21 protein-coding genes, 1 tRNA gene and 1 other RNA gene are annotated in these 19970 nt (G+C 68.3%); 8 read left to right on the top strand and 15 right to left on the bottom strand.

The annotated features are described in order from the left end of the window. On the top strand, window positions 1-362 hold a 362-nt coding region (locus tag E3T42_RS12625), incomplete at its 5' end, for a YdeI family protein (protein ID WP_206750369.1). A gap of 5 nt (window positions 363-367) precedes the next feature. Here the strand turns inward: E3T42_RS12625 and rnpB are convergent. From rnpB to E3T42_RS12670, 9 genes are all read right to left on the bottom strand, one after another. Then, window positions 368-746: RNase P RNA component class A (rnpB, locus tag E3T42_RS12630), an RNA gene on the bottom strand. Between the two features lie 44 nt (window positions 747-790). Beyond that, window positions 791-1528 carry a zinc ribbon domain-containing protein gene (locus E3T42_RS12635; RefSeq protein WP_134364900.1) on the bottom strand — a complete coding sequence of 246 codons (738 nt, stop codon included), beginning with the start codon at window positions 1526-1528 and terminating at the stop codon, window positions 791-793. A 67-nt stretch (window positions 1529-1595) separates the two neighbouring features. Beyond that, window positions 1596-2417 (bottom strand): Nif3-like dinuclear metal center hexameric protein, encoded by an 822-nt coding sequence (locus E3T42_RS12640; RefSeq protein ID WP_134364901.1) that lies wholly within the window; start codon window positions 2415-2417, stop codon window positions 1596-1598. A gap of 9 nt (window positions 2418-2426) precedes the next feature. After that, window positions 2427-3317 carry a cytosine permease gene (locus E3T42_RS12645; protein WP_134364902.1) on the bottom strand — a complete coding sequence of 297 codons (891 nt, stop codon included), beginning with the start codon at window positions 3315-3317 and terminating at the stop codon, window positions 2427-2429. Between the two features lie 196 nt (window positions 3318-3513). Continuing rightward, window positions 3514-3804: a cytosine permease gene (locus tag E3T42_RS12650; protein WP_134403103.1), complete on the bottom strand. Its 291-nt coding sequence runs from the start codon at window positions 3802-3804 to the stop codon at window positions 3514-3516. Between the two features lie 307 nt (window positions 3805-4111). Beyond that, window positions 4112-4810, bottom strand: a complete 699-nt coding sequence (locus tag E3T42_RS12655) for a DMT family transporter (RefSeq protein WP_174776161.1) — start codon at window positions 4808-4810, stop codon at window positions 4112-4114. Between the two features lie 217 nt (window positions 4811-5027). Further along, window positions 5028-5531 carry a DUF427 domain-containing protein gene (locus E3T42_RS12660; RefSeq protein WP_134364904.1) on the bottom strand — a complete coding sequence of 168 codons (504 nt, stop codon included), beginning with the start codon at window positions 5529-5531 and terminating at the stop codon, window positions 5028-5030. Beyond that, the gene (locus tag E3T42_RS12665; protein ID WP_134364905.1) at window positions 5528-6211 is read right to left on the bottom strand and encodes a response regulator transcription factor; all 684 of its coding nucleotides are present in this window, start codon (window positions 6209-6211) and stop codon (window positions 5528-5530) included. The genes E3T42_RS12660 and E3T42_RS12665 overlap by 4 nt, the downstream gene beginning before the upstream one ends. Further along, window positions 6208-7905: a GAF domain-containing sensor histidine kinase gene (locus E3T42_RS12670; protein ID WP_134364906.1), complete on the bottom strand. Its 1698-nt coding sequence runs from the start codon at window positions 7903-7905 to the stop codon at window positions 6208-6210. The genes E3T42_RS12665 and E3T42_RS12670 overlap by 4 nt, the downstream gene beginning before the upstream one ends. 118 nt (window positions 7906-8023) lie before the next feature. Between E3T42_RS12670 and E3T42_RS12675 the strand changes: the two genes are divergently transcribed. Then, a complete protein-coding gene (locus E3T42_RS12675; RefSeq protein ID WP_160140996.1) occupies window positions 8024-8929 on the top strand; it encodes a universal stress protein in 906 nt (301 codons plus the stop codon). Next, complete coding sequence (locus E3T42_RS12680; protein WP_134364908.1) at window positions 8926-9756, top strand: universal stress protein; 831 nt, start codon at window positions 8926-8928, stop codon at window positions 9754-9756. The genes E3T42_RS12675 and E3T42_RS12680 overlap by 4 nt, the downstream gene beginning before the upstream one ends. 30 nt (window positions 9757-9786) lie before the next feature. Here E3T42_RS12680 and E3T42_RS12685 read toward each other — a convergent pair whose 3' ends face one another. The 6 genes from E3T42_RS12685 to E3T42_RS12710 all read right to left on the bottom strand — a co-directional run bounded on the left by E3T42_RS12685 (window position 9787) and on the right by E3T42_RS12710 (window position 13361). Further along, on the bottom strand, window positions 9787-10632 hold the full coding sequence (locus E3T42_RS12685; RefSeq protein ID WP_160140995.1) for a universal stress protein: 846 nt from the start codon (window positions 10630-10632) through the stop codon (window positions 9787-9789). Between the two features lie 103 nt (window positions 10633-10735). Further along, window positions 10736-11074 carry a hypothetical protein gene (locus tag E3T42_RS12690; protein ID WP_134364910.1) on the bottom strand — a complete coding sequence of 113 codons (339 nt, stop codon included), beginning with the start codon at window positions 11072-11074 and terminating at the stop codon, window positions 10736-10738. Between the two features lie 107 nt (window positions 11075-11181). Continuing rightward, window positions 11182-11898 carry a GAF and ANTAR domain-containing protein gene (locus E3T42_RS12695; RefSeq protein WP_134364911.1) on the bottom strand — a complete coding sequence of 239 codons (717 nt, stop codon included), beginning with the start codon at window positions 11896-11898 and terminating at the stop codon, window positions 11182-11184. Between the two features lie 20 nt (window positions 11899-11918). After that, on the bottom strand, window positions 11919-12623 hold the full coding sequence (locus E3T42_RS12700) for a GAF and ANTAR domain-containing protein (RefSeq protein ID WP_166787093.1): 705 nt from the start codon (window positions 12621-12623) through the stop codon (window positions 11919-11921). A 125-nt stretch (window positions 12624-12748) separates the two neighbouring features. Further along, window positions 12749-12821 (bottom strand) — tRNA-Val (locus E3T42_RS12705). A 72-nt stretch (window positions 12822-12893) separates the two neighbouring features. Further along, window positions 12894-13361 carry a peroxiredoxin gene (locus E3T42_RS12710; RefSeq protein ID WP_134364913.1) on the bottom strand — a complete coding sequence of 156 codons (468 nt, stop codon included), beginning with the start codon at window positions 13359-13361 and terminating at the stop codon, window positions 12894-12896. Between the two features lie 268 nt (window positions 13362-13629). Between E3T42_RS12710 and aceE the strand changes: the two genes are divergently transcribed. The 5 genes from aceE (at window position 13630) to E3T42_RS12735 (ending at window position 19954) form a co-directional block, all read left to right on the top strand. Next, window positions 13630-16356: a pyruvate dehydrogenase (acetyl-transferring), homodimeric type gene (aceE, locus tag E3T42_RS12715; protein WP_134364914.1), complete on the top strand. Its 2727-nt coding sequence runs from the start codon at window positions 13630-13632 to the stop codon at window positions 16354-16356. 7 nt (window positions 16357-16363) lie between these two features. After that, complete coding sequence (locus E3T42_RS12720; RefSeq protein ID WP_134364915.1) at window positions 16364-17569, top strand: CdaR family transcriptional regulator; 1206 nt, start codon at window positions 16364-16366, stop codon at window positions 17567-17569. 130 nt (window positions 17570-17699) lie between these two features. After that, a complete protein-coding gene (locus E3T42_RS12725; RefSeq protein ID WP_134403105.1) occupies window positions 17700-18626 on the top strand; it encodes an ACP S-malonyltransferase in 927 nt (308 codons plus the stop codon). Between the two features lie 12 nt (window positions 18627-18638). Beyond that, window positions 18639-19643 (top strand): beta-ketoacyl-ACP synthase III, encoded by a 1005-nt coding sequence (locus E3T42_RS12730; protein ID WP_134364917.1) that lies wholly within the window; start codon window positions 18639-18641, stop codon window positions 19641-19643. Window positions 19644-19705: 62 nt separating this feature from the next. After that, the gene (locus tag E3T42_RS12735) at window positions 19706-19954 is read left to right on the top strand and encodes an acyl carrier protein (RefSeq protein WP_134364918.1); all 249 of its coding nucleotides are present in this window, start codon (window positions 19706-19708) and stop codon (window positions 19952-19954) included. Window positions 19955-19970: the final 16 nt, after the last annotated feature.

Genomic DNA, 19970 nt, shown 5'->3' on the forward strand with positions numbered 1-19970 from the left:
GACCATCAGCATCGAGGAAGGCCCGCTTCTATGTGCGGAAGCGACCCGGAGTGGGGAATTTCAGTGAGCAGAACTGGGGAATTTCAGTGAGCGCCGTCAACGGGTCGTGGACCCTCCTATACGAGGTGGAGGCGCTCATCGTACCGCCCGACCTCGCACAGGCACTTGCCGCGAATGAGGAGGCCAGCAGCTCGCTCGCTGCTCTTGCTCCGTCGACGCGCAAGCAGATCTTGTACTGGGTTGCCAGCGCCAAACGGCCGGCGACGCGTGCCAGACGAGTCGAGGAGGCGGTCGCGGCCGCGGCGGAGAACCGCCCGGTCCGGACGGACCAATGGCCACCTGACCGTCGCGAACCGTCGTGAGTGAAGGAATGGGCCGGCTGTTACGCCGGGTTCTGTCCCGGTGCGCGAAGCACCTTGGACGGCCATCTATCTCGGGACTACGTTGCCGCAGCCCTCCAGCGGTCTACCCGGAAACTCGGCGAGCCGCCTTGGCGTTTCCTGTCTGACCTTGCTCCGGACGAGGTTTACCTAGCCGACCAGGTCACCCTGGCCTCTGGTGGTCTCTTACACCACCGTTTCACCCTTACCTCCGGCCGAGGCCGGCGGCGGTCTACTTTCTGTGGCACTGTCTCGCGGGTTGCCCCGGGTGGGTGTTACCCACCATCCTGCTCTGTGGAGCCCGGACGTTCCTCGGCACCCGCACCCCCGAAGGGAAGCGGATGACGCGACCGTCTTGCCGACCCATTCCACTGTCCAGAATACAGGCCGCGGGCGGAGCCTCACTCCACCTAGATACCCGATTCCTCCGTGCGCACCAGAATCGCGCCGCAGTCCGGGCAGAAGAGCACGTCGTCGGCCGGTGCGGACCGCACGGCATCCAGGTCGCTGCCGGTCAGCGTCATCGTGCACCCGCTGCAGGTGCGGGCCCGGAGCAGGGCCGCGGCGTTCCCGCGCCCGGCCACGAAGCGCTTCTGGTAGAGCGCGGCGAGGTATTCGGTGACGCCGCCGGCGATGGCTGCCCGGTCGCGACGCAGCTCGCCGAGCTGCCGGTTCAGGTCAGCAAGGCTGAGGTCCCGCGCCACTTCGGCGTCGCGCATCCGGCCCAGGATGGCATCGCGCTCGGCCTCGACTGCGGCAGCGGCGCCCTCACGCTCTTCGAGGCGTTCCATGACCGCGATCTCGATCTCCTCGAGCGCCAGAAGCCGCTTACGGAGCGCGGCGAGCTCGGTCTCCAGTGCCTGGACGTCTTTCACCGAAGACGTGTGCTGCACCCGGTCGGCGTCCCTGGCTATGCGCTTCTCGACCACGTCGACATCGGACTCGATCCGGTTCAGTTCGAGCCGGACGTCTTCGACCTCGCCCGAGCGGGTGCTCAGAGTCATCCGGATCGTGTCGGCCTGCGCGCCGAGTTCCCGGAGCCGTGCAAGCTCCGGCAGGGCCTTCGTCTGGTGCTCGACCTGCTGGAGCCTGATGTCGAGGGCCTGAAGCCGGAGAAGCTCCTTCTGTTCAACTGGAGATGCCTTCACGATGTCCTGACCTTTACGAGTATTGAGCTTGAGCGGGCGTGGGGGTGGAACCGCATCCATCGGCAGGTTACTGCACGATGACGAAGTCCCACGGATCTGTGCGCAGATCACTGCAGGTGACCGTGATTCCGGGGAGCGCCGCCCGGAGCTGCTCGGCGGCGGGTTCGAGCCAGAGCGACTCGCTGGCCCAGTGCGACACGTCGATCAACGCCGGCGTGCCGCCGGAGTGCACGGCCTGCTCGCGGGCCTCGGAGGCCGGGTGGTGCCGGAGGTCGGCGGTGATGTACACATCCGCCGCGACCACGGACGGATGCGCGAGGAGTGAGTCTCCCGCACCTCCGCACAGCGCCACGGTCTCCACGACGGCGTCGCGCTCCCCCGAGACCCGGACGCCGGACACGGTCGCCGGCAGCAGATCGGCCAGTCGCCGGGCCAGCCGGTCCAGCGACGTGCGTTCCGGCAACCGGCCCACCCGCCCGATGCCGGTGCCGGGAGCGACTCCCGCCGTGATCGGACGCGTGTCCAGGAGGCCGAGGCGGGAAGCCAGGATGTCCGATACGCCGTCCACGACCACGTCCGCATTCGTGTGCGCCGCCAGGAGGGCGCAATCGGCCCGGATCAGGCGGCCGAGCAGCGCACCCTTGTACCGGTCCTCCGCGACCGACGTCACCCCGCGCAGCAGCAGCGGGTGGTGCACGAGCAGCAGGTCAGCACCCCGTTCGACGGCCTCGTCGACGGTTGCGGAGACCGCGTCGACGGCGAGGTGGATCGAGGTGACCGAGTGTGTCGGGTCGCCGCTGACCAGACCGGGGGCATCCCAGTCTTCGGCCCCGGACAACGGCCACAATTCATGGACGATCAGGGTTACATCGGCGAGCGAGAATGGCACCCCGTCAGCTTACCGGTGACCGGACGGCGCGGCTTCCTGCCGCCGGATCGCCGGAATGCCCAGGACCGGCGGTGTGATCAGGCCCAGCACGAGTGCGACGAGCACGCCGAGCGCGGTCGCCGCCAGGCCGCCGTGAGGATCGATGCCGGCCCAGGCGAGGAGGAAGCCCTGCCAGGCCAGCCATCCCGGGCCGGACTCGATCAGTCCGTAGCCGACGACCGTGATCACGGCGAGAGCACCCACGTTGACCCAGCGCCAGTCCGCATAGCGACCGCCGCGATGAAGCAGGCTCCTGGTGTCGAGCGGGCTCCGCCGAATCACCACCTCCGCGCAGAACAGGCCGGTCCAGGCCGCGACGGGCACGGCCAGCGTCACCGGCAGGGCCAGGGAGGCGTCGGCCAGGCCCGTTCGGCTGACGAGGATCAGCACGACGAGTATCGCTGTTCCCAGCGCGGCGAGCAGCACGCCGACGGGCCGGGTGATCCTGCTGTCCGCGGCGGTGACGGCGAGACCGCCCGAGTACAGATTGAGGTTGATCGCCGACAGCAGGGTGAGCGTGCCGACGAGTAGCAGGGGGATCCCGGTCCAACCCGGGAGGATTCGGGCCAGACTGCCGACCGGATCGATCGCGAAAGCGGCGGCCTGTGCGGGGTGCGATGCGGCCAGCACCGCCCCGAAACAGATCAGGACCAGGGCCGGCAGGCCCAGCCCGAGGTTCGCCCACAGCATCGAGGTCCGACCGGGCGAGTCCTCTCTCTGGTACCGGGCCAGATCTGCGCTGCTGGTCGCCCAGGCCAGCCCGAAATAGGCGAAGACGAGGATCGTGCCGGTGAGCGCGCCGAGTCCGATCCCGGTCGAGTCGGCCAGGGCGGGTCCGGGATCGATCAGCCCGGCGGTCATGATCATCGCCAGGGCGAGCAGGACCGTGGACGAGGTAGCGCAACCCGTAACCGAAAACGGCGACAGCGGCCGCGGCCACGGTGACGGCGACTGCGCCGACCAGAGCCGGGACGGTGCCGTACCCGGGTGCGTCGCGCCCTGCCGCCGCCGCAACCGTGCCGATCGCCTGCCCGGCCGCGGCCGCGAGCAGCGCCCCCTACACGACTCTCATCAGGACGACCAGAGCGGTGGGCACCACGTTCCCGACCAGGCCGAACGTGGCCCGGGACAGGACCATCGCCGGTTGCCCGGTCCGCTTGCCGGCCAGGGTGCCGAGGCCTACCGGGATGAACGACAGGGCGATTCCGAGAAGAGCGGACACCGCCGCTTCGAGGACATTGAGTCCGAGCGCAATCAGCCGGGCCCCCAGCGCCACGCTGACCACGGATGCCGTCACGGCGAACCAGAGGCGGAACATCCGTGTGGGGTGCCCGACCCGGTTCGTCACCGGAACCGGCTCCGTGCCGCTGTGTTCGATGCGGCGCACCGGGGGGGGTGCCCGGAGGCCCGCATCAGGGATCACCGACTCCCTCTCCGCCACCCGCGGACTCGGGATCGGGCCGGGGACGCCGCTGACCACGTCGTCCGCGTCCTCCGGAAGCTCCCGGTCGACGTCGCGCCCGGCGATGTCCGGGGATCCGGTGCCGGGGGCAGATCGAACCGCCCCGGCGAGGTCGTCGCCGGGGCCACCAGGGGCGTCGGGGCCGTCGTCCCTCGCCCCGTGCAGCCCCGTCCCGCTCGGCCATGACCCGATTCTAGCGAGAAATGCTCATTCTTTCCCGGTTGTCGAGGCTGACCAGGGCCGTCACCGCCACCAGCAGCAGGCAGAGGCCGGCCCAGGCGGGCGGGGTCAGCCGTTCACCCACGACGAGGACAGCGAGCACAGTGGCGACGAGCGGTTCGAGCAGCGTGATGCTGGTGGCGAGGCTGCCCCGGACCGAACGCAGGCCGTGGCCGAAAAGCAGGTACGCGGCACACATCGGCCCGATGGCCAGATACGCGGCAATCCCCGCGCTGCCCGCGCTCTGGAGCAGCGGCGCTCCGGTCACCAGCAGCACGGGGACGAGGCAGACCGCGGTCACGCCGAACAGCGCACCCATCGTGGCCCGCGGGCTGTGTCCCGCCCCGATCAGCTGGTGCGACGCGTGGGTGTACAGGGCATAGCTGAACCCGGCCAGCACACCCAGCAACGCGCCGACCGGGGCGCCCGAGACCTCGGCGGCTCCGATGCTGCCGCCGAGCACCAACAGGCCTGTCCCGGCCAGGGCGGCCAACGTGCACAGGCCCCAACGCGGAGTGACCCGACGACGTTCGGCCAGGAACTCGATCCCGGCAGCGAACACCGGAGCGGATCCGAGGGACACGACCGTTCCGACGGCCACCCCGGCCAGGTGCATCGAACTGTAGAAAGCGAGCGGGTAGACGACGATGGCGGCGACGCCGGCCCCGCCCACCGGCGCACGGACCTGTCTCTCAGGACGGCTCGGGCGCCGCGCACCGACAGCAGCCAGAGCAGTCCCCCACCGACGGCCATCGTGGCTGCTCCGGTCGCCAGCGGGCTGAGGTCATCCGGCAGGAAATGCGCGGCCGTTCCGGTCGTCCCCCAGAGCAGGGCGGCCAGAAGGATCGGCATCACGCCGGGGCCCGGCAGGATCATCCGGGGCCCCGCAGTCACCATCCGAGCGTGCCGGGCTCCCCCTTGAACGGGCCGACCACCCGGGACGTGATCCAGCCGCCGTAGAAGTCTCCCGGCTGCGGCTGCACCCGTTCCCCGTTCACTGTGCACCGCTCCATCCGGCCGGGGTAGAGGGCAATGCGGTCGAGGAGCGCCTCATACCCCTTCCTCGGCGCCGGGTAGGTCCAGGCGGCGGATTCCTCCCGCCGTCCCGGCGTGACCACATTGAGGTAGGACGCCTGCCCTTTGTACTCGCACCACGAGTTCCCGGGGGCCGGTTCCAGGCTCCCGGGCCGGAAAGCCGATCGAGGCAGGTAGTAGACCGGAGGATGGCTCGTCTCGAGCACCCGGATCACATCTCTGGTGTCGACGATGACCTGGCCGCCGAACGTGACGACGACGCGGTCGGTACTCGGCTCGGCCCGGGGCGGCCGGGGGTATGTCCAGACCGATTCCTGGCCCGGGCCCGGCACGGCCGGAGTGACGCGATTCTGCTTCATCGGGCCAGCGTACCGGCAGACCCGGGGTGGATTCGAGAGCCGGAACCGCCCGCGGCCCGGGACAGATCGGCACCGAAGACCGCGGCCTGGGTTCTTCGCTGCATCCCGAGCTTGCTGAGTACGGCGGACACATAGTTCTTGACCGTTTTCTCGGCCAGCTCCAGCTCGGCGCCGATCTGACGGTTGGTGAGCCCCCGCGAAATGAGGTCCAGGACCTGCCGCTCGCGCAGGGTCAGTGCCTGCGCGGCCCGGTCCGGCTCGGCCAGGCTCAGCACCTCGGCCACCCGCCGGGCGGCCAGGTCGGTGAGCAGCCGCTCCCCGCGGGCCACCCGGCGGATGCCGTCGATCAGCCGGTCACCGCGGATGTTCTTCAGGACATACCCTGCAGCCCCCGCCAGCACCGCGGCGCAGGTGGCCTCGTCGTCGTCGAAGGCGGTGAAGATCAGGCACCGGATGCCCGGGTCCCGGGCGAGGATCTCCCGGCAGACGTCGATGCCGCTTCCGTCGGGCAGGCGGACGTCGAGGACCGCGACGTCCGGCCGGGTGGCGGCGACCCGGGCGAGGGCCTCCCGCCTGGTCGACGCCTCCCCCACGACCTCCAGGTCCGCTTCCGCGTTGATCAGGTGCACGAGGCCATGCCGGACGATTTCGTGGTCGTCCACGAGGAAGACGCGGGTCATCGGCGTGCCGTGACGGATGCACCGACCAGGCTGGCCGCCCAGCGCAGCCGTGTGCCCCGGGGCGCCCGGTCGTCGAGGGTGAAATTTCCCTGCCATCGTCCTGCCCGTGCCGCCAGGTTGTCGATTCCGCCGGAGTGCGCGGCCTTCGCCCTGCCCACGCCGTCGTCACTGATTTCGATCGTGATCGAGTCGGCGACCACGGTCAGGCTCACAACCGTTTCGCCGGCCCGGGCGTGCCTAACCACGTTGGTCAGCCCCTCGCGGATCACGGCGACGAGGTCGTCGGCCAGGTCGGCCGGCGTGACCAGGTCGATCGGGCCGGAGAAAACGACTCGTGGAGGCTGCTCGAACAGGGGCCCGAGTTCGGTCAGCAGGTCGATGACGCGATGTCGCAGGGACGGCCGGTCGGGGTGCGCCGGCAGGGTCAGGGCGAAAATGGCCGTGCGGATCTCGACGATGGCAGCGTCCAGGGCCTGCACCTCCTCGTCGAGCCTCAGGCGCAGCGCCCGGTCGGTTATCTCCCCGCCAATGGCCTGAATCGACATCCCGGCGGCGAAGACCCTTTGGATGACGAGGTCGTGCAGGTCCCGGGCGATCCTGCCGCGGTCCTCCAGCACCGCCAGCCGGGCCCGATCGGCCCGGCCCAGGGAGAGTTCCAGCGCCACACTCGCCTGCTCCGCGAAGTCCGAGGCCATCACGAGGTCCGAGGCGGTGAACCGGGCCGCTCCGAGGGGACGCGAGGCCGTCAGGACCCCGTGCGGGACTCCCGCTCCCAGAGGGATGACCATGGTGGACCCGCAGATCAGGGCGGAGTCCGGGCCCGGCCTGACGCCGTCCCCGCCGTCGACCAGGAGCGGCTGGCCGCCGGAGAATACCCGCCCGCACAGGCTCCCGGCGACAGGGAAGATGAGGCCGGCGGCCTGCTGCGCGAGCGGCCCCCTGGCGGTGGCGACGACCAGGGAAGCATCCGCGCCGGGGTCGATTCCATCGGGGACGACGACGCACACCAGTTGCGCATCCGCCGTCTGCGCGAATCGGTCGGCCAGGAGGGCCAGGGTATCGTCCGAGCGATCGGTCAGGAGGGCAGCGCTGACCCCGGCCGACGCGGCCGACCAGCGCTGACGCCGCTGGGTCTCCTCGAACAGCCGGGCATTGTCGATCGCGATGCCCGCGGTCGCCGCCAGGGCACACAACAGGTCCTCGTCTTCCTGGTCGAATGCTCCCGGCACCCTGCCGATCAGATACAGGATGCCCGAGACCTCGCCGCGCACCCGCACCGGGACGGCCAGGAGACTCTGCATCGGCGGGTCCTCACCCTCGAAACCAGCCGGACGCGGTTTGGCCTGCCATCGGCTCAGCCGAAGCGGAACCGGGTCATCGGCGAGGGTGCCCAGCAGCCCGAGGACCTCGGCCCACGCGCCCCCCGCAACGGCGGCATCCGCGGATGCCCCGACCTGGACGCTCGGCTCGAGACGGCCGTTGTCGGCGGTGGTCGCGAGCGCCCCGAACAGCGCCGGGCACAGGTCGACCGCCGCCTCCACGATGCGCCGCTGCACGGAGAGAAGATCGAGCTGGCCCACAATCGCCTGGCTGGCCAGGAGGAGGCGGCGCAGGCGCGCATCCGACTGATTCGCCGAGGGTTCGGGCCGCGTGAACGGGGTGGCAACCGGGGCTGTGATCTCGTGCTGGGGCATGGCCTGGCTCCGCTCTCGGTCTGATGCCGGGGATTCTACTCGCGTGGGACCTTCGCCCCTTTTCGGCGCCTCCCGACGCTGTCACCGTGAGGGGGGACGCGAGGGAAGGAGGCCAGCCATGGTCGAAAAAGTGATCGTCGCCATCGACGGCGGGCCCGCCAGCAGGGCCGCCCTCGAGTGGGCCCTCGACCGCGCTCTGGCGGCCGAGCGGCTCCCGTCAGCCTCGGTGAGCCTCGAACTGACGACGGTGGTGGAAATGGGCTGGTCCCCCACCGGGGGGCCGGAGGATGACTTCCAGCCCGCCTACGAACGCGCACTCGCCGAAGCCATCCGCCGGGTCGACCAGGCCGCACCGAACTGCCGCAAGACCGGGTACATCCGCCACGGGGTCCCCACCGATGAACTCGTCCGGGCGTCCGCCGCCGCGGACCTCCTCGTCATCGGCACCAACAAGACGGGGGTGCTCGCCGGAGCGGTCTACGGGACCCTTCCGTTGCGCCTCACCGCCCATGCGAAGTGCCCCGTCATCGTCGTCCCCGCGGTATGGGCGCCACGAACCGGGCCCGTCGTGGTCGGACTGGAAGACGATGCGTTGGCAGCCGGGGCCTTGGACTTCGCCGCCCGCGAGGCCGCTCACTTCGGCCGCCCGCTCAGCATCGTGCATGCCTGGACGATCCCGGCCACGGTGGCGGTCGAATTCGGGGCCGTGATTCCCTATGACGAGTTGCGGCAGGCGCACGCCGAGATCCTCGCCGAACGCGCAGAGCGGGTCCGGGCAGCCAACCCCGACCTCCAGGTCACCGAAGTCCTGGAACAGGGCCTGCCGGCGTTTGTTCTCGTGGAGGCTTCCCGGGACGCCTCCCTGATCGTGGTGGGCACTCACGGCCGCGGCGCCGTCGGCTCCCTCTTCCTCGGATCGGTCAGTCACGACGTCCTACTCAATCTGCCCTGCCCGGTCGCGGTCGTTCCTCGCCCCGACGACGCGGGTGACCGCGACCAGGCGACCGGAAAGGATGCACAGTGAACACCTACTACATCGGGGCAGACGGCTCCGAGCCGAGCCGAGCTGCGATCAGCTGGGGACTGTCCCGGGCAGCCGAGGACGATTCTCCGGCGGTCCTGGTCAACGTCGTCGACGACGAGTGGGGCCTTCTCGGCCCGTCCTATGCGCAGGATGCGGAGCGACACGCCAGTGCCCTGCTGGCCGAGGAGCTCGCCCTGGCGAAGAAGGCTCACCCCAGGCTCGACATCGGCGCCATCATCCTGCACGGCGCGCCGTCCTGGACCCTTGCCGCCCTTCCGCTGGCCGACGACACCCTCATCGTGGGCACCCACAAGACCGGGTTCCTGCGGGGGCGCGTGCTCGGATCCCGCAGCGTGCAGATCGCGGCCGCTGCGCCGTGCACGGTGGCAGTCATCCCGGACACGACGTTCGACACCCGGCGCGGGGTTGTCGTCGGGGTGGACCGGTTCGAGGGTTCGACGTCGGCCGTCATCCGAGGCGCCCGCGAAGCCGACCGGCTCGGCCAGGAGCTCATCCTGGTGCACGCGCCGCCGACACTTTGCACGGGGAAGGCGTCGCCTGAGCTGCCCGAGAGCGCCGACGCCGCGCACCTGCTCCTCAGCGAGGCGGCCGCGGTCGCGAGCGCCACCGCGCCGGGCGTGGTCGTTCGCCGGCGCCTGGTGAACCGCGACCCCGCGGAAGCCCTGCTGGATGCGGGCGCGGGCGCGTCCCTGATCGTGGTCGGCGTGTCCCACCCGCGAGGGGCGACACAGTCGGTGATCGGATCGGTCACCCACGACGTGCTCATGAACATCAACGTTCCCATCCTTATCGCCAGGCCCGCCTGAGCCCCGGCCCCGGACGTCACTCGCTGCGGGTCACACGCTCCGGATCACGGCCACCGGGCAGGGCATGGTCAGCACGATCACGTGGCTGACCGAACCCAGCCAGAAGCGGGCGAATCCGTTCCGGGAATGGTTGCCCACGACGAGCAGGCTCGCACCGGTCGCGGCCGTGACGAGCGCATCGACCGGCAGACCCAGGTCCAGCCGAAGGTCTAACTGCAGGTCGGGGTAGCGTTCGGCCAGTCCTGCGACCGCTTCGGAGAGGACCAGCCGGTCGGCGTCATCCGGTTGCATCGGCCAGTCGATCATGGCGCCCTCCTCGGTCCACGGAGCGGGCACGCTCCAGCAGTACACGGCGGTCAGGCGCTGCCCCAGACGGTCCGCCTGCTCGGCGGCGAACTGGACGGCCGCAAGCGAGGCCTCGGAGCCGTCGACGCCGACAACGACCCCGGTGCCGTCCCGGTTACTTCGTTCGGGAACGATGACGACGGAGCCGGGGGCACGGGCCGCGATCTGCGCGGAACGGGTGCTGAAGACATAGTCCCGAAAGCGCCCGAGCGCATGTGAGCCGATCACCAGCAGTGCAGCGCCTTCTGCCCGGTCGGCCAGCGCCCCGGCCTGCGAACCTGTGAGCACGGTCGCGTGGAGCTTCAGCTCCGGCGCCAGGGGTGCCGCATCCGCGATCTCCCGGGCGAGGTTGCGTTCAGCCTGCTCCCGCGCGGTGTGCTCGTACCCGGCGGCCAGACTCGCCCAGTTCTCGTCGACGACGTGAACCAGCTCGACTGCGAACCGTCTCGGGCGCGCGTAGTCGAGGGCCCAGTGCAGGGCATCCCGGTCCGACGGCTTGCCGCTCATCCCGACCACAACGCGTTCGTCCATGATCTTCTCCATTCCCGTGCACCGGCCTCAATGGTGTCGGGTCAGAACCGAGCCTGACAGGGCCGAAAGTCCCGGTCATCCCGCGGGCCGCTGCAGCAGACCGTCAGTATTCGAACTCGTCGAATTGCGGCGAATCAAGCCCGTCCCCGGTCCACGAAACCCGACCGCTCGCCGTGCCGGACAGCGCTTTGCGGCGCAGGTCATCGGACTTCGCCGATTCCACCAGCTCCTGGTCCACGGCGTCGGCAGTGACACAGACGAGCTGGCTGGATGCGCCAATCAGGAACTGGGCACGACCGGGCAGTCCAGTCTCATCCGCGACCGGGATGTCGATGACGTCGACCTGCCCGCGTGAACTCAAGGCCTCCGCGTAATGCATCACGGCATCCGCGAGTTCGCTTCCGGTGAGGACAGAGCCGCCGGGATGGAAAATGCGCTTCATGGTGACCTCGATAGCTCACGAAAATTACACGTGCAGCCAGGGTCTGGGGCGTGAGTCACACTATAGCCCGGCCGAGGCCGGAAATGCGGGCGTCCCGAGCAGCGGGGCTACAGCGAGAGGGACCGGTTGACGATTCGCTCCGCCACGTCGTTCAGCGGCAGGCCGTTGCTGCGCGCGTGCTGGCGCAGCAGAGCGAAGGCCTCGTCCATGTTGACGGTGTGGGTGAAAGCGACCACACCCTTGGCCTGCTCGATCAGCACCCGGCTGCTGAGGGCGTGCTGCAACTGGGCACGGGCCACGTCGCTCTCCCGGATGGCCCGTTCCTGCAGGATTCCGATCGTGGCGGTGTCGGCCAGAGCCTGGACAGTGCGCAGGTCGTCAGCTCCCAGCCCACCCAGGCGGTCCCAGAAAAGGTTGAGCGAACCGATGGTCGTGGAACGCAGGCGCAGCGGAACCGAGTGCATGGACTTGAATCCGAGCTCGATGGCTCCGGCCCGGAACCGCGTCCAGTCCGGCGAGAGAACCTCGAGGTTGGGAATCGCGACGGGCCTGCCCGTGGTGTAGCACTCGACGCACGGGCCGTTGCCGGCTCGAAGCTGCAGGATCTCGATCAGACGGCTGCACTCGTTGGTCGAGGCCACAACCTCGAGATCGGTGTCGTCACCGGCGGTCAGGATGATTCCGACTGCTGACGCCTCGAAGAGCGTCGCGCACGTCTCAACCAGCGTGTGCAGCAGATCCACCACGTCGTAGCCGACCACCAGGGTGTCGGCCAGAGTGACGAATGTCTCAACCAGCTGACCTTCACGTGACTTGGTCACCATGAACTTATCCTAAGACCCGTCTAATTTAATTCTGAAGTAAAATCAATATTTCGTGCGACCACGTTCTCCGCGACCTCTCGCACCGTTTGACCGTGCGAAAAGGCGTAACCCTGCAGGATGAGAAGCGCGTCCGAGGGTGATACGTCTAATTGGGCCAGCACCATTCCGGTCGCCTGGTGCACGACGCGTCGGGAGTAGCCCCGATCGTAGTCGGCGTCCGGTTTCATCGTATTCGAGAGCAGCACCCGCCGAAGCACCTGCCGGGCCGCGATGCCGACGAGGGTGGTGGCATTCTCGATCTGCCCGAGGGTGAGCGCGCGGGGCATTCGCGAATAGAAGTCGACGGCGCCGATGTCCAGCGAGCCCACCAGCATCGGGAAGGCGAAGATCCCGCCGACTTCGGTGTCGCCGAGAGTGCGCTGGAAGACAGGCCAGTCGAGATTGGCCTCGTGACGGATGTCCGGGGACAGCACCGGCCGACGTGTCGCCCTGGCGTCCCAGCACGGCCCCTCGCCGAGATCGAATTGGATCTCATCGATGCGGGCCGCGGCGGCGTTGCTCGCGCAGATGGTTTCGGTGCCGAACGGCACCCCGAGGGTGGAGATCGCCAGCCCGTCGACGGGCAGCGCCCTGAGGAACGGTGCGCAGAGATTGGTCTGGTGCAGGTGGGCGCTGGTCAGCTCCTCGACCGCGACGCCGAAGGACAGCCGGTCAGACCGAGTCATGACGCCCACCCCCTCGACGCGCTCTGCCCGAAGCGGTCGTGGTGACGGCACCTGCGTGCTCATTCTGGTGCACAGTACCTCACGACCTCTCGCCCCACGGAGGGTTATGGGTGGTTCTTGAGGGGTGGGCCCTACCGGGCTCGAACCGATGACATCCACGGTGTAAACGTGGCGCTCTACCAACTGAGCTAAAGGCCCCTTGAAACGTCGACCTCTGCAGGCCGTGCACCATCATACCGATTCTGCATGGCCGCCGTACGCCAGGGCCGGTCAGGCCGGCTGGAGTTCCTCGATCGCGGCGCGGTACGCCTCCAGCGAGCGAGCCTCACCGGGGGCGGTGATGAAACTGGCCCGGATGATTCCGTCCGGGTCGATCAGGAACGTGGCACGATTCGCAAAGCCCTTATCCTCCAGGAAGACACCGTATTCCTTGGCCACCGCGCCGTGGGGCCAGAAGTCGGCCAGAAGGTCGAAGGTGTACTCCTCCTGCTCTCCCCACGCCCGGAGCGTGTGCCGCGAGTCGACCGAGATCCCGACCACCTCGACGCCACTGGACTCGAACAGGGAGAGGTTGTCTCGCAGTTCGCAGAGCTCACCGCTGCAGATGCCGGAGAACGCGAGCGGGAAAAAGACCAGGGCAACCGACTTCTTCCCGCGGAACCGGCTCAACTGGACCCGCTCGCCGAACTGGTTGACGAGCTCGAAATCGGGAGCCTGGGTGTCGTTCTCCAAAGCCATGCTGCGCTTCCTTTCCTCCGCCCGCGCGAACTTGAGCGGCGGCGACACAGCCTAGCCCCGGTGACTGGGTGAACCAAGAATCGGCCCCGCCCGGCGGCATCCTGCGGCCTGAAAACGACACGCATCGTTCGTGCACGGACCACAGGCATAATCTGTAGGCTTGCGTGGTGCCATCGGTCGTGACCCGACCGTGAAGCGGCGCAGCTATCCCGGCATGATCGGCACCAACACGGTCTGCCCAACAGAGACCAACAGAGAGAGGTCGAGTGTGACTGTCAACGACCAGGACCCGTATTCGGTGAACAGCACGGATGCGGACCCGGAGGAAACGGCCGAATGGTCGGAATCGCTGGACTCGCTCGTATCGGCCCAGGGACACGAGCGCGGTCGCGAGATCATGCTCAGCCTGCTGAAGCGCTCCAAGGAACTGCACCTGGGCGTACCCATGGTGCCGACAACGGACTACATCAACACGATCGCCGATGACGGCGAACCCGACTTCCCCGGCGACGAGGACATCGAACGTCGTTACCGTGCCTGGATCCGCTGGAACGCGGCGGTCCTCGTGCACCGAGCCCAGCGTCCCGGCATCTCCGTCGGCGGGCACATCTCCACCTATGCGTCATCCGCCGCACTCTACGAGGTCGGCTTCAACCACTTCTTCCGCGGCCAGGACCACCCGGGCGGTGGAGACCAGATCTTCATCCAGGGCCATGCCTCCCCCGGCACGTACGCCCGCGCCTTCCTCGAGGGCCGCCTGAGCGCTGACCAGCTCGACGGATTCCGCCAGGAGAAGTCACACGCCCCGAACGGCCTGTCCTCCTACCCGCACCCGCGGCTGATGCCCGAATTCTGGCAGTTCCCGACCGTGTCGATGGGACTCGGCCCGATCAACGCGATCTACCAGGCCCAGACCAACCGGTACCTCACCAATCGCGGGATCAAGGACGCAAGCGACCAGCAGGTCTGGGCGTTCCTCGGCGACGGCGAAATGGACGAGGTCGAGAGCCGCGGACAGCTTCAGGTTGCCGCCAACGAGGGCCTGGACAACCTCAACTTCATCATCAACTGCAACCTCCAGCGCCTCGACGGCCCGGTGCGCGGCAACGGCAAGATCATCCAGGAACTGGAGAGCTTCTTCCGCGGCGCCGGCTGGAACGTGATCAAGGTCGTCTGGGGCCGCGAGTGGGACGACCTCCTCGCCCGCGACTCCGACGGTGCCCTGCGCGCCCTGATGAACGCGACCCCCGACGGGGACTACCAGACTTACAAGGCCGAAAGCGGCGCCTATGTGCGCGAGAACTTCTTCGGCCGCGACCCCCGAACGCTCAAGCTCGTCGAGGGCTACACCGACGATGAAATCTGGAACCTCAAGCGCGGCGGACACGACTACCGCAAGGTCTACGCGGCGTTCAAGGCGGCCTCGGAACACAAGGGACAGCCGACCGTCATCCTCGCGAAGACCGTCAAGGGCTACGCCCTCGGGCCGAGCTTCGAGGGCCGCAATGCGACCCACCAGATGAAGAAGTTCACCCTCGACAACCTCAAGACCTTCCGCGACAGCACCCACATGCCGATCACGGATGCCCAGCTCGAGGAGAACCCGTACCTGCCGCCGTACTTCAAACCGGACGACAACGACGAGGCCATCCAGTACCTGCACGAGCGCCGCCGCGCCCTCGGCGGGTACCTGCCCGAACGTCGCAGCAAGTACACCCAGGTCAACCTGCCCGACGATGCGACCTACGCGCCCACGAAGAAGGGCTCCGGAACGCAGGAGATCGCGACCACGATGGCCTTCGTGCGGCTGCTCAAGGAGCTGCTGCGCGCCAAGGATTTCGGGAACCGCATCGTGCCGATCATCCCGGACGAGGCCCGCACCTTCGGAATCGACGCGTTCTTCCCGAACGCGAAGATCTACAACCCCAACGGCCAGCAGTACACCTCGGTCGACCACGCGCAGCTCCTGGCCTACAAGGAAAGCCCCCAGGGACAGATCCTGCACGTGGGCATCAACGAAGCCGGCGCGATGGCCGCATTCACCAACGTGGGCACCTCGTACGCCACCCAGGGTGAGCCGCTGATCCCGATCTACGTGTTCTACTCCATGTTCGGTTTCCAGCGCACGGGCGACGCCATGTGGGCTGCCGGCGACCAGATGGCCCGCGGGTTCATGATCGGCGCCACCGCCGGACGCACGACCCTGACCGGGGAAGGCCTGCAGCACGCCGACGGGCACTCCCCGTTGCTGGCCTCGACCAACCCGGCCGTCGTGTCGTACGACCCCGCATTCGGTTACGAGATCGGGCATATCGTGCGCTCCGGACTCGAGCGGATGTACGGCGGCACGCACACCGACCCGAACGTCATGTACTACATCACCGTCTATAACGAACCGCAGGTGCAGCCGGCGGAACCCGAGGAGGTGGACGTGGACGGCATCGTGCGCGGCATCCACCGCGTCAATCACTCGCCGATCACCGGGCCGAAGGCCCAGCTGCTCGCGTCGGGCGTGGCCGTGTCCTGGGCGCTCGAAGCACAGAAGCTGCTCGCCGAGGACTGGGGGGTGTCGGCAGATGTCTGGTCGGTCACGTCCTGGGCCGAGCTGCGGCGCGACGGCATCCGGGCCGAGGAGCACAACTTCCTCTACCCGGACAACGAAGCGCTCGTTCCGTATGTGACGGAGAAGCTCGCCGGAGCAGCGGGACCCTTCATCGCGGTCTCCGACTTCATGCACGCCGTGCCTGACCAGATCCGCCAGTTCATCCCCGGCGACTTCGCGACGCTCGGCGCGGACGGCTTCGGCTTCTCCGACACCCGCCCCGCCGCGCGCCGGTTCTTCAAGATCGACGGACCGTCGATGGTGGTGCGCACGCTGCAGCTTCTCGCCAAGCGTGGCGAGATCGACCGGAGCCTGGTCAGCCAGGCCATCGACAGGTACCGGTTGCACGACGTGACCGCCGGAACCACCGGTTCCGCCGGGGGCGAGAGCTAAGCGACCAGTGGCATCGACGCCGAAGACAAAAGAACAAACGCTCACCTGGCTCCGGACCATCTCGGGTGAGCTTTCTACGGCGACGCTGAAACGTCTCGAGGACACGCTGCCCTGGTATGGCGATATGCCGCCGGGGCGGCGGTCCGCGGTGGGGCTGGTCGCCCAGGCCGGGATCACGTCGTTCATCTCCTGGTTCGACGACCCACGGTCCACTCCCTGGATCGCCGCGGACGTCTTCGGCGCGGCCCCCCGCGAACTCCTGCGCTCCATCAGCCTGCAGCAGACGCTGCAGCTGATCAGGGTCACAGTCGAGGTGGTGGAGGAGAGGATCAAGGACGGTGGCGAAATCCTTCGGGAGGCCATCCTCCTGTACTCGAGGGAGATCGCCTTCGGAGCGGCCGATGTGTACGCCAGGGCCGCGGAAGCGCGCGGACTCTGGGACGTGCGACTGGAAGCCCTCGTCGTCGATTCGATCCTGAGCGGCGAATATGACGACGAACTTCCCAGCCGGATCGCCGCTCTGGGCTGGCACGGGCACGGCGAGGTGTGCGTGCTCGTCGGAACGACCCCCAAGATGCTCGACGTCGACCAGTTGCGGCGATCGGCCCGGCACATGGCCGCGGACGTCCTGATCGGCGTGCAGGGCAATCGTCTCGTGCTGGTGATCGGTCGCGCCCATCCCAGACCCGCGGATGCGGAGGAGAACATCGGCACGGCGTCCGCGCTCAGTTTCATGGAAATTGCGGTCCAGCTGGAACCGAGCTTCGGCGCCGGCCACCTGGTGCTCGGCCACGAGGTGCCCAATCTGGTGGACGCCTCCAAGAGCGCCAAGGCTGCCCTCGCCGGCTTCGCCGTGGCGCGGTCCTGGCGCAACGCACCCCGCCCGGTCCAGGCCGACGACCTGCTCCCCGAGCGCGCCCTCGCCGGCGACCCCCTCGCCCGGGCCACCCTGATCCACCGCATCTACCGGCCCCTGCAGGCCCATTCGACCGAGCTGCTCACCACCCTCTGGTGCTACCTCGACAACGGCCGGTCCCTCGAGGCGACCGCCCGGGAACTCTTCGTGCACCCGAACACCGTTCGGTACCGTTTGAAGAGGGTCTCAGAGGTCATCGGTTATGACGCGACCGGGGCCAGAGAAGCGCTTATTCTGCAGGCCGCGCTCATCATCGGTTCGATCAGCGATCACGACGGGTCTACTCGCCGACGGTGAACCGCACGTCGCCGACGGCGAACCGCACCACCCTCAGGACCGCCCGACTGGTGGTTACCGACAAACGTTTCCTGGATAGTTGGTGGAGGATCGACACCCGTTCCGGGAACGGGCTTGGGAGACTGGACAAATGATTGTTGTCGTCTGCCCGGGTCAGGGCTCGCAAACCCCCGGATTCCTCGAACCCTGGCTGGCGGACCCCGCTTTCGCCGCCGGCCTGGCCGAGATCTCCGACGTATGCGGGATCGACCTCGTGCGCCACGGCACGGTCAGCGACGCCGACACGATCCGAGACACCCGAATCGCCCAGCCGCTGATCGTGGCCGCCGGCCTCCTCACCCTGGACGCGATCCTGGTCGACGGACGCCGGGATCGGATCAGTGGGATCGCCGGCCACTCCGTCGGTGAGATCACGGCCGCGGCCGGCGCGGGCATCCTCACCGCCGCGGACGCTGTGCGGTTCGTGCGGGAGCGCGGAAACGCTATGGCCGAGGCCGCCGCACTGGAACCCTCCGGCATGAGCGCCGTCATCGGCACGGACGAGACGGAGCTCCTCACCCGCCTCGACGAACTCGGACTCGCCCCCGCCAACTTCAACGGCGGCGGACAGATCGTCGTGGCCGGATCCCCCGACGCCCTGGCCGCCCTCGGGCAGAACCCGCCGACCCGGGCCAGGGTCATTCCTCTCCAGGTCGCCGGCGCATTCCACACCCGTTACATGCAGCCCGCCGTGGAGCACCTCACCCGGGTAGCGGCGGCGCTGCCCGCCACTGATCCGACCCTGCCGATTTGGACCAACCGGGACGGCACCTCCGTCTCCAGCGGCGCTCGATTCGTCGACTTGCTGGTTCATCAGGTCTCGTCGCCGGTACGGTGGGACCTGTGCATGCAGTCGTTCGCGGCTGCCGGTGTCACCGGAATCATCGAGCTCGCGCCGGCCGGCGCCCTCGTGGGGCTCGCGAAACGTGCACTCAAGGGTGTACCCAGCGTCGCCATCAAGACGCCGGACGACCTGCCTGCTGCATTCGACCTGATCGACCAGCAGAACCAAGCCTGACCGAAAGAGACTATGTCCAAGCCAACACTCCAGCAGTCGCACGGCCCCCAGTTCACCCGGATCCTCTCAGTCGGCGCCGCGCGTGGGGATCTCCTCGTTCCCAATGACGCCCTGGTCGGACCGATCGATTCCTCCGATGAGTGGATCCAACAGCGCACGGGCATCGTCACCCGCACCCGGGCCAGCCAGTCCGTCGAGGCGGTCGACCTGGCCGCGGATGCCGCCCGCGAGGCCATCGAGAAGTCCGGCATTGCGCCGAACCTGATCGACGCCGTCATCGTGGCCACCATCAGCAACGGGCGCCAGACGCCCTCCATCGCCGCCGTGGTCGCCGACCGGGTCGGCGCCAACCCGGCCGCGGCGTATGACATCAACGCGGCCTGTGCGGGATACGCCTACGCCGTAGCGCAGGCCGACGCCCTGATCCGTACGGGGGCCGCCCACTACGCTCTGGTCATCGGCGCGGAGAAGCTGTCCGACCTCGTCGACCCGACCGATCGCAGCATCTCCTTCCTGCTCGGCGACGGCGCCGGCGCGGTCGTCATCGGTCCCAGCGACTACCCCGGAATCGCTCCCACAGTGTGGGGATCCGACGGCTCCAAGGCCGACGCCATCACCATGAACGCCACTCTTCAGGAGTATCGTCGCGGCGAGGCCGAGTGGCCCACCCTGCGCCAGGAGGGTCAGACCGTCTTCCGTTGGGCCGTCTGGGATATGGCCAAGGTGGCGAAGAAGGCACTGGAGGTCGCCGGCATCGAGAGCAGCCAGCTCGCCGCGTTCATCCCCCACCAGGCGAATATGCGCATCATCGACGAGTTCGCCAAGCAGCTCAAGCTTCCGGAATCCGTCGTCATCGCCCGTGACGTCGCGACCACCGGGAACACGTCCTCGGCGTCGATCCCGCTGGCCACCCACCGCCTGCTCGCGGAGCACCCTGAGCTCAGCGGCGGCCTCGCCCTCCAGATCGGCTTCGGGGCCGGTCTGGTGTTCGGCGCGCAGGTCGTCGTGCTTCCCTAGATTTCACCCATCCCCCTCTAAACTGAGTCTCGGTCATACGAGACACCCCCAAGGAGAAAAAAATGGCATTGTCCACCGAAGAAGTTCTTGCCGGCCTGGCCGAACTCATTAACGACGAGACGGGCATCGCAGCCGACACGGTTGAGCTGGGGAAGTCGTTCACCGACGACCTGGACATCGATTCCATCTCGATGATGACCATCGTCGTCAACGCTGAAGAGAAGTTCGACGTCAAGATCCCCGATGAAGAGGTCAAGAACCTCAAGACCGTCGGCAACGCCGTCGATTTCATCGTCAAGGCGCAGGTCTAGCCCTCACCGAACAGGG

It is taken from the genome of Cryobacterium sp. TMT4-10, from assembly GCF_004403275.1.
In the GTDB taxonomy this organism is placed as follows: Bacteria; Actinomycetota; Actinomycetes; order Actinomycetales; family Microbacteriaceae; genus Cryobacterium; species Cryobacterium shii.